The organism is Anaeromyxobacter sp. Fw109-5 (assembly GCF_000017505.1).
Classification (GTDB): Bacteria; Myxococcota; Myxococcia; order Myxococcales; family Anaeromyxobacteraceae; genus Anaeromyxobacter.
On sequence record NC_009675.1, the window covers coordinates 4,504,851 to 4,520,119 of the forward strand.

Consider the following 15,269-nt stretch of genomic DNA (forward strand, 5'->3'; position numbering starts at 1 on the left):
GCTACTCGATGACGGCGAGGAGGTCGCCCTCGGAGACGGGCTGCCCCTCGGCGCAGCGGAGCTCGCGCACCTTTCCCGCGCCCGTCGCCTCGACCGGCATCTCCATCTTCATGGACTCGAGGATGACGACGGCGTCGCCCGCGCTCACCGCGTCGCCGGGCCTCTTCTCGATGCGCACGACGGTCCCGGTGATGTGGGCCGAGAGCTTCTCCATGAGGAATCTCCGCTCGCGATGAGGATCGACAGGTGCGCGCGGAAGTTAGCCCGGAGGCGCCCGCCCGGCAACACGCACGGGGGACGGGCGGGGGCGGCGGGCGCGGCGCGTCTGCGCGCGCGCCAGAAATGAAGAGGGTCCGCTCGATGGCGGACCCTCGCAGCGACGTACCGGGGGCGACCACTCCTCGGTTTACCGGCGTGAGACCGGTATCGCGTGTAGCCGATCAATGCCCACCGGATCGGCGGACGTCAACCCCGCCGCGGCCGTGGCCCCCGCGGGGGAGCCTCGTCCGCGCAGCGCGTCGCGCACTGCGTCGGCGAGCCCCTCGAAGCTCACCGGCTTTCGCAGGAAGCGGGTGATGCCGAGCGCCGCGAGGCGGTCCTCCTCGCGAGCGCCGCCGCTCGTCGCCACGACGACCGGGAGCGAGGAGAGCAGCGGCGCGGCCCGGATCTGCTCGACGAGCTCGACGCCGGAGATGTCGGGCATGAAGACGTCGGTCACGACGACGTCCACGGTCGGCGGGCGCAGGAGCCGCGCGAGCGCCTCACCGCCGTCGCGCGCGATCTCCACCGCCAGCGGCAGGCGGTCGCCCTCCGACACCCGGCGCAGCGCCGCCTCGTACATCGAGGCGACCAGCGCGTTGTCCTCGACGACGAGCACGCGCGCGTCCTGCGGCGCGTGCGAGGGCTCCTCGGCGGTCCGGGCCTGCGGCCCGCGTGTCTCGTCGTGCATGTCCCCTCCAACGAGCTGCGGCGGCCCGCCGCGAGCGAGCCCCCATGATGGCGGGTTCCGCTGCGATCGAGGCACGCCGCAAGCGAACCGTGCCGATGCGTCACTCGCCCGGGGGACGCCGCCGACGCGTGGGCCGCACCCCCTCGGGACCACGTCCCGGCGTCAGGGCGCCGCGCGCGCCAGGTCAGGCCGCGGACGCGCCGGCGGGCGGCTGACCCGGGCAGCGGCGCGGGCGCGGAGCAGCTTCTCCACGGAGACCACCGGCAGCACCACCGCGCCGGCCAGCGCCGCGAGGGCGACGTCGCGGGGGACCAGCGCGGCGGTCCCGAACACCGACTGCAGCGGCGGCAGGTAGATGAAGGCGACCTGCAGCGCCGCGAGCGCGGCGATGCCGACGAAGACCATCCGGTTCGAGAAGAAGCCGATCCGGAAGGCGGACTCGCGGAGCGAGCGGCAGTTGAGGAGGTAGAACGCCTGGAAGAAGACGACCGTCGTGACCGCCATCGTACGCGCCTCGGCGAGCGCGACCGCGTGCCCCACGAGCGGCGCCTCGCGCCGGTACTCCCACAGGAAGAGCCCCACCGCGGCCCCCGCCATGAGGAAGGCGACCAGCACGGTGCGCGCGACCACGAACGCCCCGAGCACCGGCGCGCCGGGGTCGCGCGGGGGACGCCGCATCACGTCCCGCTCCTTCACCTCGAAGGCGAGCGGCAGCGCGAGCGCCACCGAGGCGACGAGGTTCACCCACAGGAGCTGCGTGGGCAGGATGGGCAGGAGCGGCTCGAGCGCGCCCCCCACCTCGTGCAGCGGGAAGAACAGCACCGCCACCACGAGGATGGCCCCGAGCCCCAGGTTCGTCGGCAGCACGAACGCGAGCGCCTTGACGAGGTTGTCGTAGGTGCGCCGGCCCTCCTCGACGGCCGCGGAGATGGTCGCGAAGTGATCGTCGGCGAGCACGACGTCCGAGGCCTCCTTCGCCACCGCCGTGCCGGTGATGCCCATGGCGACGCCGATGTCCGCCTGCTTCAGCGCGGGAGCGTCGTTCACGCCGTCGCCGGTCATCGCGACGACGTGCCCCTCCTCCTGCAGCGCGCGCACGAGCCGCAGCTTGTGCTCGGGCGCGACGCGGGCGAACACGTTCACCTCGTGCGCGGCGCGACGTAGCGCGGCGCCGTCGAGGGCGCCGAGCTCGGCGCCGGTGAGGGCGCGCTGGCCGGGCCCGAGCAGGCCGAGGCGCGCCCCGATGGCCTCCGCCGTCCCCCGGTGGTCTCCGGTGATCATCTTCACGGCGACGCCCGCGCCGTGGCAGGCGGCGATCGCGGCGACCGCCTCCGGCCGCGGCGGATCGATCATGCCGGCGAGCCCGAGGAAGGTCAGGTCGCGGACGTCCTCCTCGTGGAGCGCGGTCGCTCCGTCCGCGCGGCGGTGGGCGAGCGCGAGGACGCGCATGCCCTGGCGCGCGAGCGCGTGGACCTCGCCGAGCACCGCGTCCGCGCCCTCCGGCAGCGCGCAGCGCGCGAGGACCACCTCCGGCGCGCCTTTCACGAAGATCGAGGCGCCGGCGGGCGCCCGCTGCACCGCCCGAGCCGAGGGGAGGGCGTGCAGGGTCGCCATGTACTGCCGCTCCGACTCGAAGGGGATCGCGTCGAGCCTCGGCCAGTCCCGGCGCAGGTCGTCGACCGCGAGCCCCGCCTTCTCGGCGGCGACGACGAGCGCGCCCTCCGTCGGGTCACCCGCCACCGCCCAGGCGCCTTCCTTCGCGTGCAGCGACGCGTCGTTGCAGAGCGCCGCGGCCCGGAGCGCCGCCGCGAGCTCCTCGGGGGGCTGCCCGACCTCGACGCCCGCGCGGCTGACGACCCCCTCTGGCGCGTAGCCGACCCCGGAGACGTCGTACTGCGCGACGGGCGTCCACACCTGCTGCACGGTCATCTCGTTGCGCGTGAGCGTGCCGGTCTTGTCGGTGCAGATGACGGTGGTGGAGCCGAGGGTCTCGACGGACGGGAGGTGGCGGACGACCGCGCGACGGCGCGCCATGCGCTGCACGCCGATCGCGAGCGCGATGGTGATGATCGCGGGGAGGCCCTCCGGGATGGCCGCGACCGCGATGGTGACGGCGACGAGGAGCCCGTCCGCGAGGGAGTAGCCGCGCAGCAGGCCGACGGCGAGGAGCGCGAGGCCGAGCGCGACGACGCCGACCGTGAGCCACCGCCCGACGCGCCCGAGGGCTCGCGTGAGCGGCGTCTGCAGCTCGATCACCTGGCCGAGCAGGGCGGAGATCCGGCCGAGCTCGGTCGCGCCCCCGGTCGCGACCACCACCGCCATCCCGCTACCGGAGGTCACGTGCGTCCCGCCGTAGAGCAGGCTCCTTCGGTCGCCGAGCGGCGCGTCCGCGTTCGCGGGCTCGACGTGCTTCGCGACGGGGAGGGACTCGCCGGTGAGCGCCGCCTCGTCCGCGTGCAGCTGGCGCGCGGACAGGACGCGGGCGTCGGCAGGGACGCGGTCGCCGGAGGCGAGCACCACGACGTCTCCGGGCACGAGCTCCGCGGCGGGGACGCTGAGGCGGCGCCCGCCGCGCACCACCGTGGCGACGTCGGGGACCATGCGCGAGAGCGCCGCGATGGCGCGGCCGGCGCGATACTCCTGCACGAAGCCGATGAGGGCGTTCACCACCACCGCGCCCAGCACGACGGCTCCGTCCACCGGCTTCCCGAGCGCCATCGCCAGCGCGCTGGAGGCGAGGAGGAGATAGACGATGGGCTCGTGCAGCTGCCGGAGCAGGATCCGGATCGGCCCCGGCCCCTCGTCCCGCGCGAGGAGGTTCGGTCCGCAGCGGGCGAGCCGGTCGGCCGCCTCCTGGGGGACGAGCCCGGCCTCGGAGGTACCGAGCCGCGCGAGCGCCTCGGCGGAGGCCAGCGCGTGCCACGCGAGCGCGGGGGTGTGGGTGGCGCCTCGGGGAGTGGTCGTCGTCTCGCTCATCGAGTTCCTCGCTCGAAAGACCGTCCCCTCAGGCTGTGGGCGGCGCCGCTCGCGGACCATCAGATAAATTCCGGGTCATGCTGAGGTCGGACCGAAGTCTCGGCGCCGGCGGGCATTGCGAGCGCCGCCCGCGGGCCGGTATGGTCTGGTGGAGCCCATTGGGACGTGAGGAGGCCGCATGGAGCCCTTGCAGGGACGCGTCGCGCTCGTGACCGGTGGCGGGCGCGGGATCGGTCGCGCGATCGCCCTCGCGCTGGCGCGGGCCGGAGCGGACGTGGCGGTCGCCGCCAGGACGGTCCCGGAGATCGAGGCGGTCGCGGCGGAGATCGCGGCGCTGGGGCGGAAGACGCACTTCTTCCCGCTCGACCTGTCGGACCGGGCGCGCCTCGCCGTGGCGCCGCGGGAGGTCGAGGCGCGGCTCGGACCGGTCGACGTGCTCGTGAACAACGCCGGCATGCACGGCAGCGCGCCGGTGCACCGGCTCGACGACGCCCTGTGGGACGGGATCCTGGCGGTGGATCTCACCGGCCCCTTCGTCCTCGCCCGCGCCTGCCTGCCCGGGATGTACGAGCGGCGCTTCGGGCGCGTGATCAACATCGCCTCCGTGGCCGGCAAGATCGGGCTGAAGTACGGCGCCGCCTACTCGGCCGCGAAGCACGGCCTCATCGGGCTCACCCGCAGCCTCGCGCTCGAGGGCGCGCGCAAGGGGGTGACGGCGAACGCGATCTGCCCGAGCTGGACCGAGACGCGCATGATGGAGGAGGCGGCGAGCGGGATCGCCGCCTCCACCGGCCGGACGCGGGCGGAGGCGCGCGAGGCGATGCTGCGCGACAACCCGCTCGGCCGCGCCGCGCTGCCGGAGGAGGTGGCGGACGTCGCGGTGCTGCTCGCGTCGAACGGCGCGATCACCGGCCAGGCGATCCACGTCGACGGCGGCGAGGTGATGGCCTGACCGGGCGAGAGACGGCGGCGCTCCCAGGGCTTGACGCGCCGGCGGTCGTCCTGCGCTAATCGCCCCCCTTTCCTCGAGGAGACCCATGCAGCAGACCAAGTACCTCCTTGGCGAGGACCGCATCCCCACCCACTGGTACAACGTGGTGGCGGATCTGCCCGCGCCGCCCGCGCCCGTGCTCCACCCCGCCACCGGCAAGCCGGTGACCCCCGCGGACATGCTCCCGCTCTTCCCCGCGCCGATCCTCGAGCAGGAGATGTCGAGCACGCGCTGGATCCCGATCCCCGAGGAGATCCGGCAGATCTACGCCCTCTGGCGCCCCTCGCCGCTCTTCCGCGCGCGCCGGCTCGAGGCGGCGCTGGGGACCCCCGCCCGCATCTACTACAAGTACGAGGGCGTCTCGCCCGCCGGCTCGCACAAGCCGAACACCGCGGTGCCGCAGGCCTACTACAACAAGCTCGCGGGCACGAAGCGGATCGCCACGGAGACCGGCGCCGGCCAGTGGGGCAGCTCGATGGCGCTCGCGTGCCAGATGTACGGCCTCGAGTGCACGGTCTACATGGTGAAGGTCTCGTTCCAGCAGAAGCCCTACCGCAAGAGCATGATGCAGCTGTGGGGAGCGGAGGTCGTGCCATCGCCCTCCCCCCGCACCGCGGCCGGCCGCGCGATCCTGGCGAAGGACCCCGAGAGCCAGGGGTCGCTCGGGATCGCGATCTCCGAGGCGGTCGAGGACGCCGTCTCCCGGGAGGACACCCGCTACGCGCTCGGCAGCGTGCTGAACCACGTCTGCCTGCACCAGACCGTGATCGGGCTCGAGGCGAAGGAGCAGCTCGCCCTCGCGGGCGACTACCCGGACGTCGTGATCGCGGCGCACGGCGGCGGCTCGAACTTCGCGGGCGTGGGCTTCCCCTTCATCGCCGACAAGGCCGCCGGGAAGCAGGTCCGCGTGGTGGCCATGGAGCCGTCGTCCTGCCCGACGCTGACGAAGGGCGTCTACGCCTTCGACTACGGTGACACGGCGAAGATGGCGCCCATCACCAAGATGTACACGCTCGGTCACGACTTCATGCCCCCCGGCATCCACGCGGGCGGCCTGCGCTACCACGGCGCGTCGCCGCTCGTGTCACAGCTCGTGCACCACGGGCTCGTCGAGGCGCGCGCGGTGGGCCAGCTCGCCTGCTTCGAGGCGGCCACGCTCTTCGCCCGGACCGAGGCGATCATCCCCGCGCCCGAGTCGTCGCACGCCATCCGCGGCGCGGTGGACGAGGCGCTGCGCGCGAAGGAGGAGGGGAAGGCCCGCGTCATCCTCTTCAACCTGTCCGGCCACGGACACGTCGACATGGCGGCCTACGACGCCTACTTCGCGGGGCAGCTCGAGGACTTCGAGTACCCGGCGGAGAGCGTCGCGGCCTCGCTCGAGAACCTCCCGAAGGTGAAGCTCTAGCTTTGCCGGGTCGCACGTCTCCCGGCCGCGCGTGCCTCGCCGCGGCCCTGATGGCCAGCGCGTTGCTCGTCTCCGCCGTCGCCGCGGCGGCGGAGAGGCGTCCGGCGGCCGAGATCGGGCCGGTCGAGGCCGCTCGCCCTGAGCCTGTCGAAGGGCGGGCGGGCGTCTCCGCCGAGGGGCCGACCACCCCGACCCCCCTCCCCCCAGCAACCAAGGACCCCGACCCCGCTGAGGACCTCGCCCAGGACGAGGCGACCCTCGGCCCGCAGGACGCGGACCCCGTCCTGCCCGGCCCCGCCCCCACCCGCCCCCCGCCGCGCGCGCTGCCGCCCATCGCGCCCGACCCCGCGCTGGCCCCGGTGCTGGAGTCCCCCGGGCGTCCCGAGGCGGTGGCCCCGCCGCAGCGGCCGGCGATCGTCATCCGGACCATCATCGGGCTGGCGCTGATGCTCGCCCTGGCCTACGCCGCGGCGCACCCCGCGGTCGAGCGCTTCGAGCGGCGCATCGGCGTCTCGCACCTCGTCACGGCGGGCCTGCCCTTCATCGCCCTCGGCATGCTGGCGCGGTCGCCTCCCTTCGGCGTGCTCTCGGACGACGTGCTCGCCCAGCTCGCGCCGGTCCTGCGGCTGGGCCTCGGCTGGATCGGCTTCATCGTCGGGTTCCGGCTGGACGCGCGCCAGCTCTCCGGGACCGACGAGCGCGCCGTCGCCTCGGCGGCGCTGCTCTCGTCGCTGCCGTTCGCCGCGGTGGTCGCCGCGGCCGCGGCGGTCCTCGTCCCCTCCGGCGCGCTCGCCGACCGGTTCAGCGACCCGGTGTTCCTGCGCGACGCGATCGTGCTGGGGACCGCGGCGTCGATGACCGCCGCCACCGTGCCGCACCTGCTCCCGCCCGGCACGCAGCCCGCCGCCACCGCGGCGGTCTGGCGGATCGTCCGCCTCGAGGAGATCGCCGGCATCCTGGGCCTCGCCCTGGTGGCCGCCTACTTCCGCCCGCAGGGGGACGCCGTGACGTGGCGGCTGCCGGGCACCGCCTGGCTCATGCTCACCGCCGGCGCCGGCACGCTCCTCGGGCTCGTCGTGCTCGTGCTGCTGCGCCGCGCGCGGAGCGGAGCCGAGTTCTCGGTGCTGACGCTCGGCTCGGTCGCCTTCTCGTCGGGGCTCGCCGGGTACCTGCACCTGTCGTCGGTGGTCGTCTGCTTCGTGGCCGGCGTGCTGCTCGCGAACTTCCCCGGCGCGCACCAGGCGCGCTTCCGCGCGGTGCTCGACCTGCTCGAGCGGCCCATCCACCTCGTCCTGCTCGTCATCCTCGGCGCGCTCTGGCCGACGCGCTCGGTCACGGGCTGGCTGCTCATCCCGGTGTTCGTGGGCGCCCGCGTGCTCGGGCGCTGGGTGGGCGCGCGGACCGCGGCGCGCATCGGCGCGCTCGAGCTCGACGAGCCGGCCCGCCGGGTGGTCGCCGCCGCCCCCGTCGGCTCCCTCGCCATCGCCATCGTCGTGAACGCGCAGCTCCTCTACCCCGGCGGCTCCATCGCCGACGCGGTGGTCGCGGTCGTCGGGGGCGCGCTCGTCACCGAGGCGCTCGTCCACGCCGTCCGCCGCCGCCGCTTCCCGCCGCGGCCGGCGCCGGAGCCGTCGCCGTGATCGACGCGGTGCTCCTCGCCTTGCTCGCCGGCCTGATGCACACGGCGCGCACGTTCTCGACCGGCGGCGCGGCGCCCGCCGGCACCTCGCTCGGCTTCGGCTACCTGCTGCTCACGGCCTTCCTCTCGGGCCGGATCTTCTCCGCGCTGCGGCTCCCCAAGCTGACCGGCTACATCGCCGCCGGAGTGATCGTGGGCCCCTCGGTGCTGGGGTTCCTCGACGAGGCCGTCGTCGAGAACCTCCAGATCGTGAACGGCGTGGCCGTCTCGCTCATCGCCCTCACCGCCGGCACGGAGCTGCGCATCGACCGCGTCCGCCCGCTCGCCCGCACCATCGGGCTCACCACCGCGCTGGGCGTCGTCGGCGGCGCCCTAGCGATCGCCGCGACGGTGTTCCTGCTGCGGGGCCAGCTCGCGTTCCTCGGCGCGCTCCCGGCCTTCCAGGCGGCGGCGGTGGCGCTCGTGCTCGGGGTCGTGCTCGTGGCGCAGTCACCCGCCGTGGTGGTCGCGCTCTCCGACGAGCTCCGCGCGGACGGCCCCGTCACGCGCGTCGTGCTCGGCGTGGTGGTCCTCGCCGACCTGTTCGTGATCGTGCTCTTCGCGCTCGTGTCGGCCGTCGCGAAGGCGGCGCTGGGGGTGGCGGGCGGCGCCCGCGCCGCCGTGGGGCACATCGGCTGGGAGCTGCTCGGCTCGATCGTGGCAGGGTTCGTGCTGGCCGCGCTGCTCGCCGCCTACCTGCGCTGGGTGCGACGCGGGGCGACGCTCTTCGTCCTCGGCGCCGCGTTCGTCGTCGCGGAGGTCGGGCAGCGGATCGGCTTCGACCCGCTCCTCGTGTCGCTCACCGCCGGCGTCCTGGTCCGGAACCTCACCGCGCTGGGGGACGAGCTCCACGAGCTCGTCGCGGGCGCCTCCCTGCCGGTGTACGTCATCTTCTTCGCGGTGACCGGCGCCAAGCTGCACCTCTCGGACGTCCCGCCCGTCGCCGTCCCGGTGCTCGCGATCGTGGCGGTCCGCGCGGCCGCGCTCCTCTCCGCCGGCCGCGTCGGGGCACGCCTCGCCGGGGCGCCGGCGGAGGTGGCGCGCTGGGCGCCGTTCGGGCTCCTGCCGCAGGCCGGGGTCGCCCTCGCGCTGGCGCTCCTCTTCGCGCGCGCCTTCCCGGAGTTCGGGGGAGAGGCCTCCGCGGTGGCGCTCGGCGTGGTGGCGATGAACGAGCTCGTGGCCCCGGCCGTGTATCGCCTCGCCCTGGTGCGGAGCGGCGAGGCCGGTCGCACCCGCGCGCGCGCGACCCCCGCGCCGTCGCACGAGCGCGCGGTGCACCACGGCTGAGGCCTCCGCGCCCGGTCGCCGCGCCCGTGGGGCGGAGGCTCCCGGAACGCCCCATTGGAGAACGGCGGACCCCTCGTCCGCGGCGTAAGCCTCCGTCTACGCCCCGCGACGGTGCGTGAACTCGCGTCGCGGCCCCACCGGAGGACCTCATGACCCGCTTCCTCGCCCTCGCCGTGGCCGCCCTCACCCTCGCCGGGCCCGCCCGCGCGCAGGACGTCGTCCGCCTCGGCAACCTCAAGTTCGCGCACTACGGCGCGGTCTCGTACATGAAGGACCACTGCGGGAAGTTCGGCCTCAAGGTCGAGGAGATCGTCTTCCCGAAGGGCATCGACATCTTCCCCGCCATCGTGAAGGGCGAGGTGGACCTCGCGGCCAGCGCCGCCGACGCCGCCATCGCGAACCGCGCCGGCGGCGGGCGGATCTACGTGGTCGCCGGCTTCGCCAAGGGCGGCGCGCGGCTCGTCGCCGCGACGGACGCGCCCATCAAGTCGGTGGCCGATCTGAAGGGCAAGAAGGTCGGCGTCGCCCGCGGCGGCGCCCAGGAGCTCCTGCTCCTCGCCGAGCTCGCGAAGCACGGGCTCACCTGGTCGGACAAGCCGGGCAAGGACGTCCTGCTCGTCTACCTGCCCTTCGCCGACCTCAACCAGGCCCTCATGCAGAAGCAGGTGGACGCGATGTGCCAGTCCGAGCCCCAGTCGTCGCAGGCCATCAACAAGGGCTTCGGGCGGGAGCTCCTGAAGCCCTACGACACGCCGCTCGGCGAGCCGGTGCGGGCGCTCGTGATGACCGAGAAGCTCTACAAGGAGAAGCCGGACGTCGCCCAGCGCGTGATCGACTGCTTCGTGGACTCGACGAACAAGTTCCTCGCCGATCCCAAGTTCGCCGAGAAGTACGTGGTCGAGCAGATGTTCAAGGGGCAGATCACGAGCCAGGACTACAAGGACGCGATCGCGAACTCGCCCTTCACGCACGACATCACGGTGGAGCACGTCCAGACGACCACCGACCTCATGGTGAAGTACGGCGTCGGCAAGATGCAGCGGCCGCCGAAGGCGCAGGACTGGGTGAAGCTCGATCTGCTCCAGAAGGCGAAGGCGAAGTTCGACAAGTGACCCTGCGCTCCCAGGCCATCCGGCTCGCGCGCCAGCTCCTCGTCCCGGCGATCGTGATCGCCGCGTGGGAGGGGATCTCGCGCGCGGGCTGGGTCTCCCCCATCGTCCTGCCCGCCCCGTCCCAGGTGCTGCTGCGCTGGATCGACTACGCGCGCCCCCTCGCGCCCTACGATCCGGCGGAGGGGAGCCGGCTCGCCTGGATCTTCTCCGGCGAGCTGCCGCACGACGCCCTCGCGAGCCTCATCCGCGTCGCGGGCGGCTTCGCGCTCGGCGCCGTGCTGGCGCTCCCGCTCGGCCTGCTCATGGGCGCGAAGCCCATGGTCTACGAGCTCATGAACCCGCTCGTGCAGATCCTCCGGCCGATCCCGCCCATCGCCTACATCCCGCTCGCCATCCTCTGGTTCGGCCTCGGGAACCCGCCCGCGTTCTTCCTCATCTCGCTCGGCGCCTTCTTCCCCATCCTCATGAACACCATCGCCGGCGTCCGGAACGTGGACGCCATCTACCTGCGCGCGGCGAAGAACCTCGGCGCCTCCGAGTGGACGCTGTTCTGGCGGATCATGATCCCGGCGGCGATGCCGTACATCCTGGCCGGGGTCCGGATCGGCATCGGGGTCGCGTTCATCGTGGTCATCGTGGCCGAGATGATCGCGGTGAACTCCGGGCTCGGGTACCGCATCCTCGAGGCGCGCGAGTACTTCTGGTCGGACAAGGTGATCGCCGGGATGATCAGCATCGGCCTCGCCGGGCTCGGGATCGACTTCTTCATGAACCGCCTCAACGGCTGGCTGCTGCGCTGGCACCGCGGGATGGAGGGATGATGGCCGGCGCCGAGGTCGCCGCCGCGCCCGCCATCCAGATCCGCGGGGTGCGCAAGGTGTTCAGCGGGGGAGCCGGCGAGGTCGTCGCGCTCGACGGGATCGACCTGGACGTGGCGCCCGGCGAGTTCGTGTGCCTCCTCGGCCCGTCCGGCTGCGGAAAGTCCACGCTCCTCAATGCCGTGGCCGGGTTCTCGCCGCCGACGTCCGGCGCCATCGTCGCCGGCGGCCGGCCGGTGACCGGCCCCGGCCCCGACCGCGCGATGGTGTTCCAGGAGTACGCGCTCTTCCCGTGGATGACCGTCGAGCGGAACGTCGCCTTCGGGCTCGAGACGAAGGGGACGCCGGCGCGCCAGCGGCGCGAGCGCGTGGACGCGCTCCTCGCCATGCTCAACCTGCGCGAGTTCCGCGACCGCTTCCCGAAGGACCTCTCCGGCGGCATGCGCCAGCGCGTCGCCATCGCGCGGGTGCTGGCCATCGACTCGCCCATGCTCCTCATGGACGAGCCGTTCGGCGCGCTCGACGCGCTCACGCGGCGGAACCTGCAGGACGAGCTGCTCCGCCTCTGGGCCGAGCTGCGCAAGACGATCCTGTTCGTCACCCACGGGATCGAGGAGTCGATCTACCTCGCCGACCGCGTGGTGGTGATGACCTACCGGCCCGGCACCGTGAAGCGGATCGTCCCGGTGACGCTCCCCCGCCCGCGCGACCCCGCCGCGGCCGAGTTCAACGCGCTGAAGCGCGAGGTCTCGCAGATGGTGATGGAGGAGCAGGCGCGGCACGCCGAGGCCGAGGCGGGCGGGGTGAGGGCGGACTGAGGAGGATCACGCCGAGCGGCGGCCGAAAGAGCCGGGGGAGAGGCTCGCCTCCGCTGGAGCAGGCCATGCACCGAGCTGCGGATCGCTACTTGGCCTCGCCTTTGGCCGCCAACTCAGCGCGAGCAACTTTCTCTCGGAAGCAGCGAATGATCGCAGCCAACTTGCCAGCGTCGCCTGCACCGATGAATCGAGCACCCTGGGTTCGACAGATCATCCAGTCCGGACCACCGATGTTCTGATTGGCCTCGCTCGGAGGGTCCCCGACGACTTCTAGAACTCCGTCGCCCTTCTCGAAGCCGTCCTTGTCGATGTCGATCATCACCCGCCAGCCCGGGTTGTCGATGGTCTCGATGCTGACGCCCTTCTCGTGCTCCCACTGTCCGTCACATCGGCTCGCGTACCATTGCTGGAGCCACTCCAACTCGTCAGTAGCGTCAGGGGCGACGTTCATAGGCAAATGACGCTCTCCTTCTTGTTGTAGAAGCATTCGCACGTCACAGAGTTTTGATTCATGATCCACTCCTCGACGTGAACGTGATCCCCCGGGCACGGAAAGTGCGGCTTGCTCGGCGGCACTTTGTCGTACCGGACTTGCCGCCCGCCGGGCGCGTCGCTTACCCCAACGCACGGTTCACACGTCTTGGGTAGCGGTGGGCCATCGCACTTCGAGATGACGTCCGCAACCCCGAGCCCCAGCGTCACCCCCGCGCCGAGGATCGCGCGGGTCCCGCCCGAGAGTAACCAGCGCGGGTCCCGCCCGAGAGTAACCAGCGCGAGCACACGGGTCCCGCCCGAGAGTAACCAGCGCGCGGGTCCCGCCCGGGGTCCCGCCCGAGAGTAACCAGCGCGAGCACGAGGAGCGAACGCAGTCGATGCTCAATTCGCGAGGAGGATGGGCAGCTCGCGCTGGCTCCCAAGAGCCTCCGAGAGCCACTCGACGCGGGTTCCCAGCGTTCGTAGGCGGGGAGTAGCCGCTTCAGCGCACACCGCTGCAATGACTGAGCGCGAGCGCACTCAGGCGACCGGACGGACCTGGTGAACGGATGGAATGGTTCTAGGCTGCGCCTGCGCACTGCACGCCATGGAGCACGCGCAGGAGGTAGGTGCCGGCGGGGAAGACCACGCTGCGTTCGCCCGAGCTCCACCTGGCCAAGGCTTGGCGGTACGCGTGAACGAACGACTTCAGGCGAAGCAGGCCTTCGACCCTCCTCCACTTGTCGCGCGCCGCGACCCGGGGCTTGAGCCCAAACCGAGGCTCACCGCCCGACGGCCGCGTGAACGGGTTCTGTGCCAGCACCCGTGCGACGCCGAGGAACCGGCGGCCTTGTGCAACGAGCTCCCGGTGATGCTTCTGCTCGAGGTCCTGCAGCGCCGCCGAGACGAGCGCGCGGAACTCGGCCGCGGAGGCGAAGCCTGGAGGGGACGTCAGCTCGAGCTCGACCTTCTCCGGAAGGTAGCCCTTGGGGTCGAAGAAGACCTGCGGCCGTGTGGCCGTGAGCTTGTTCCCGATCTGCTCGGGGGCGCTCCAGAGGCCCGGCCACTCCGCGCCGCGCCGGACGAGTCCGGCGGCGACGGGGTTGGCGAGCACGTACGCGGTCTTGGCGACGACGTCCGCGGCATCGAGCGGCTCGACCGCGCTGTAGCTCCCGTCGGTCGCCCAGAACCCCTCGAAGCGGCCCAGAGAGGCGTTCACCGCGCGAGCGACGAGGGAGTCGAGATACTGCATGAACGCGGGGAGGCGTCCCAGCGGGTCCGTGATGATGAGGTGGGCGTGGTTGGAGAGGACGCAATACGCGTGGACGAGGATGCCGTGGCGGGCGGCCGCGAGCGCGAGGACGTAGAGGAAGATCTCGTTGATGAGCTTGGATGGACGAAGGAAGAAGCGTCGTTCCGAGCAGCGCCGAGTCATGAGGTAGACGGTCCCGGGCAGAACGCGGCGAGGAGTGGTCACGGGAGCGGCTGCAAGGCACGCATCGTGCCGTCGCAGGCCGCGCGTCGGTACACCCATTTACCGATCGTGGCCGAAGGAGAAGGGGTCGCGCCTCAGGCGCTCGGTCCGCGGCGCGGTACTCTCGGTCAGGCTCGGCTCGCGGCTCGCGGCTCGCGGCTGGCTCGGCTCGGTCAGGCTCGGCGGGCTCGGCGGGCTCGGCGGGCTCGGCGGCGGAAGGGCGCCCGCTCGCAGTCCCGCAAGCACGCGATCGCGTGCGCGTGAGTTTGCGAAGAGCGCCCGCTCGGGCGTTCGCTCAGTCGAGGAACAGGTCCGGCATCAGCTCCTGCCCCGGCTCCACCGCGTACCTCGCGAAGCCCGCGACGCCCTCCTCCCGAAGCACGTCCTCGTCGATGAAGAAGTTGCCGGTGCAGCTCCGGCTCTCGCGCTTCAGGATCGCCACCGCCGCGTCCGCGACGATCTCCGGAGTCCGGCCGTGCCTCGCCGTCTCCTCGCCGCCGAGGAGGTTCAGGGCCGCGGTCGCGATCACGGTGCGCGGCCAGAGGGCGTTCACCGCGATGCCCTGCTCGCGCAGCTCCTCCGCCATCCCGAGCACGCACAGGCTCATGCCGTACTTCGCCATGGTGTACGCGACGTGCGGGGCGAACCAGCGCGGGTTCAGGGAGAGCGGCGGCGACAGGTTCAGGATGTGGGGGTTCGCGCTCTTCTCCAGGAGCGGGATGCACGCCTGCGAGCAGGCGAAGGTGCCCCGCGCGTTCACCTGGTGCATGAGGTCGTAGCGCTTCATCGGCGTGGCCACGGTGCCCGCGAGGAAGATCGCGCTCGCGTTGTTGACGAGCACGTCGATCCCCCCGAACCGCTCCGCCGCCGCCTTCACCGCCGCCGCGATCTCCGCCTCGTCGCGGATGTCGCAGTGGACCGCGAGCGCCTTTCCTCCGGCGGCCTCGATCTCCTGGGCGGCGTCGTGGATCGTCCCCGGCAGCTTCGGGTTCGGCGCGCTCGACTTCGCCGCGACCACCACGTTCGCGCCCTCGCGGGCGGCGGCGATGCCGATCGCCTTGCCGATGCCGCGGCTCGCGCCGGTGATGAAGAGCGTCTTTCCTCGAAGTGAAGGCATGGCCGACCTCGCGCTGGGGTGATCCGCGAGGATGGCGGGACACCCGGCGGGGAGCAACGCGACGGACGGGGCGGGGCGAGGTCCCGACCGCGACCCCCACCGCGACCCCGACCGCGCGACCCCCACCGCGACCCCCACCGCGACCCCCACCGCGACCCAGACCACCCCGA

At 72.9% G+C, this 15,269-nt stretch carries 13 protein-coding genes; 7 read left to right on the forward strand and 6 right to left on the reverse strand.

Features of this window, described 5'->3' with window-relative positions; translation table 11 throughout:
• Position 1: 1 nt before the first annotated feature.
• The 3 genes from ANAE109_RS19825 to ANAE109_RS19835 all read right to left on the reverse strand — a co-directional run bounded on the left by ANAE109_RS19825 (position 2) and on the right by ANAE109_RS19835 (position 3,925).
• Entirely contained in the window at positions 2–214 is a 213-nt protein-coding gene (locus ANAE109_RS19825) for an acetyl-CoA carboxylase biotin carboxyl carrier protein subunit (RefSeq protein WP_012098674.1), read from the reverse strand.
• A 192-nt stretch (positions 215–406) separates the two neighbouring features.
• Positions 407–949, reverse strand: coding sequence for a response regulator (locus tag ANAE109_RS19830; RefSeq protein ID WP_012098675.1), 543 nt, complete (start codon positions 947–949; stop codon positions 407–409).
• A 162-nt stretch (positions 950–1,111) separates the two neighbouring features.
• The gene (locus ANAE109_RS19835; protein WP_012098676.1) at positions 1,112–3,925 is read right to left on the reverse strand and encodes an HAD-IC family P-type ATPase; all 2,814 of its coding nucleotides are present in this window, start codon (positions 3,923–3,925) and stop codon (positions 1,112–1,114) included.
• A gap of 178 nt (positions 3,926–4,103) precedes the next feature.
• Between ANAE109_RS19835 and ANAE109_RS19840 the strand changes: the two genes are divergently transcribed.
• From ANAE109_RS19840 to ANAE109_RS19875, 7 genes are all read left to right on the forward strand, one after another.
• Entirely contained in the window at positions 4,104–4,877 is a 774-nt protein-coding gene (locus ANAE109_RS19840) for an SDR family NAD(P)-dependent oxidoreductase (RefSeq protein ID WP_012098677.1), read from the forward strand.
• 85 nt (positions 4,878–4,962) lie between these two features.
• Complete coding sequence (locus ANAE109_RS19845) at positions 4,963–6,321, forward strand: TrpB-like pyridoxal phosphate-dependent enzyme (RefSeq protein ID WP_012098678.1); 1,359 nt, start codon at positions 4,963–4,965, stop codon at positions 6,319–6,321.
• A 50-nt stretch (positions 6,322–6,371) separates the two neighbouring features.
• Positions 6,372–7,961: a cation:proton antiporter gene (locus ANAE109_RS23725; RefSeq protein ID WP_012098679.1), complete on the forward strand. Its 1,590-nt coding sequence runs from the start codon at positions 6,372–6,374 to the stop codon at positions 7,959–7,961.
• Positions 7,958–9,286 (forward strand): cation:proton antiporter, encoded by a 1,329-nt coding sequence (locus ANAE109_RS19860; protein ID WP_041448542.1) that lies wholly within the window; start codon positions 7,958–7,960, stop codon positions 9,284–9,286. The genes ANAE109_RS23725 and ANAE109_RS19860 overlap by 4 nt, the downstream gene beginning before the upstream one ends.
• Positions 9,287–9,435: 149 nt before the next feature.
• Positions 9,436–10,398, forward strand: a complete 963-nt coding sequence (locus ANAE109_RS19865) for an ABC transporter substrate-binding protein (protein WP_012098681.1) — start codon at positions 9,436–9,438, stop codon at positions 10,396–10,398.
• The gene (locus ANAE109_RS19870) at positions 10,395–11,219 is read left to right on the forward strand and encodes an ABC transporter permease (RefSeq protein ID WP_012098682.1); all 825 of its coding nucleotides are present in this window, start codon (positions 10,395–10,397) and stop codon (positions 11,217–11,219) included. Before ANAE109_RS19865 ends, ANAE109_RS19870 begins: the two co-directional genes overlap by 4 nt.
• Positions 11,216–12,034: an ABC transporter ATP-binding protein gene (locus ANAE109_RS19875; protein WP_012098683.1), complete on the forward strand. Its 819-nt coding sequence runs from the start codon at positions 11,216–11,218 to the stop codon at positions 12,032–12,034. Before ANAE109_RS19870 ends, ANAE109_RS19875 begins: the two co-directional genes overlap by 4 nt.
• 85 nt (positions 12,035–12,119) lie before the next feature.
• On the opposite strand, the gene ANAE109_RS19880 is transcribed toward ANAE109_RS19875, so the two are convergent.
• The 3 genes from ANAE109_RS19880 to ANAE109_RS19890 form a co-directional block, all read right to left on the reverse strand.
• Positions 12,120–12,485, reverse strand: a complete 366-nt coding sequence (locus ANAE109_RS19880) for an immunity 53 family protein (RefSeq protein WP_049768648.1) — start codon at positions 12,483–12,485, stop codon at positions 12,120–12,122.
• Between the two features lie 603 nt (positions 12,486–13,088).
• Positions 13,089–13,985 (reverse strand): hypothetical protein, encoded by an 897-nt coding sequence (locus tag ANAE109_RS19885; RefSeq protein WP_041448543.1) that lies wholly within the window; start codon positions 13,983–13,985, stop codon positions 13,089–13,091.
• A gap of 292 nt (positions 13,986–14,277) precedes the next feature.
• Positions 14,278–15,099 (reverse strand): NAD(P)-dependent oxidoreductase, encoded by an 822-nt coding sequence (locus tag ANAE109_RS19890; protein WP_012098686.1) that lies wholly within the window; start codon positions 15,097–15,099, stop codon positions 14,278–14,280.
• Between the last annotated feature and the right edge of the window lie 170 nt (positions 15,100–15,269).

Coding starts and splice junctions, on each gene's coding strand:
- ANAE109_RS19880 (WP_049768648.1), bottom strand. CDS start 12,485: ATGAACGTCGCCCCTGACGCTACTGACGAGTTGGAGTGGCTCCAGCAA.
- ANAE109_RS19845 (WP_012098678.1), top strand. CDS start 4,963: ATGCAGCAGACCAAGTACCTCCTTGGCGAGGACCGCATCCCCACCCAC.
- ANAE109_RS19890 (WP_012098686.1), bottom strand. CDS start 15,099: ATGCCTTCACTTCGAGGAAAGACGCTCTTCATCACCGGCGCGAGCCGC.
- ANAE109_RS19865 (WP_012098681.1), top strand. CDS start 9,436: ATGACCCGCTTCCTCGCCCTCGCCGTGGCCGCCCTCACCCTCGCCGGG.
- ANAE109_RS19830 (WP_012098675.1), bottom strand. CDS start 949: ATGCACGACGAGACACGCGGGCCGCAGGCCCGGACCGCCGAGGAGCCC.
- ANAE109_RS19840 (WP_012098677.1), top strand. CDS start 4,104: ATGGAGCCCTTGCAGGGACGCGTCGCGCTCGTGACCGGTGGCGGGCGC.
- ANAE109_RS19875 (WP_012098683.1), top strand. CDS start 11,216: ATGATGGCCGGCGCCGAGGTCGCCGCCGCGCCCGCCATCCAGATCCGC.
- ANAE109_RS23725 (WP_012098679.1), top strand. CDS start 6,372: ATGGCCAGCGCGTTGCTCGTCTCCGCCGTCGCCGCGGCGGCGGAGAGG.
- ANAE109_RS19835 (WP_012098676.1), bottom strand. CDS start 3,925: ATGAGCGAGACGACGACCACTCCCCGAGGCGCCACCCACACCCCCGCG.
- ANAE109_RS19825 (WP_012098674.1), bottom strand. CDS start 214: ATGGAGAAGCTCTCGGCCCACATCACCGGGACCGTCGTGCGCATCGAG.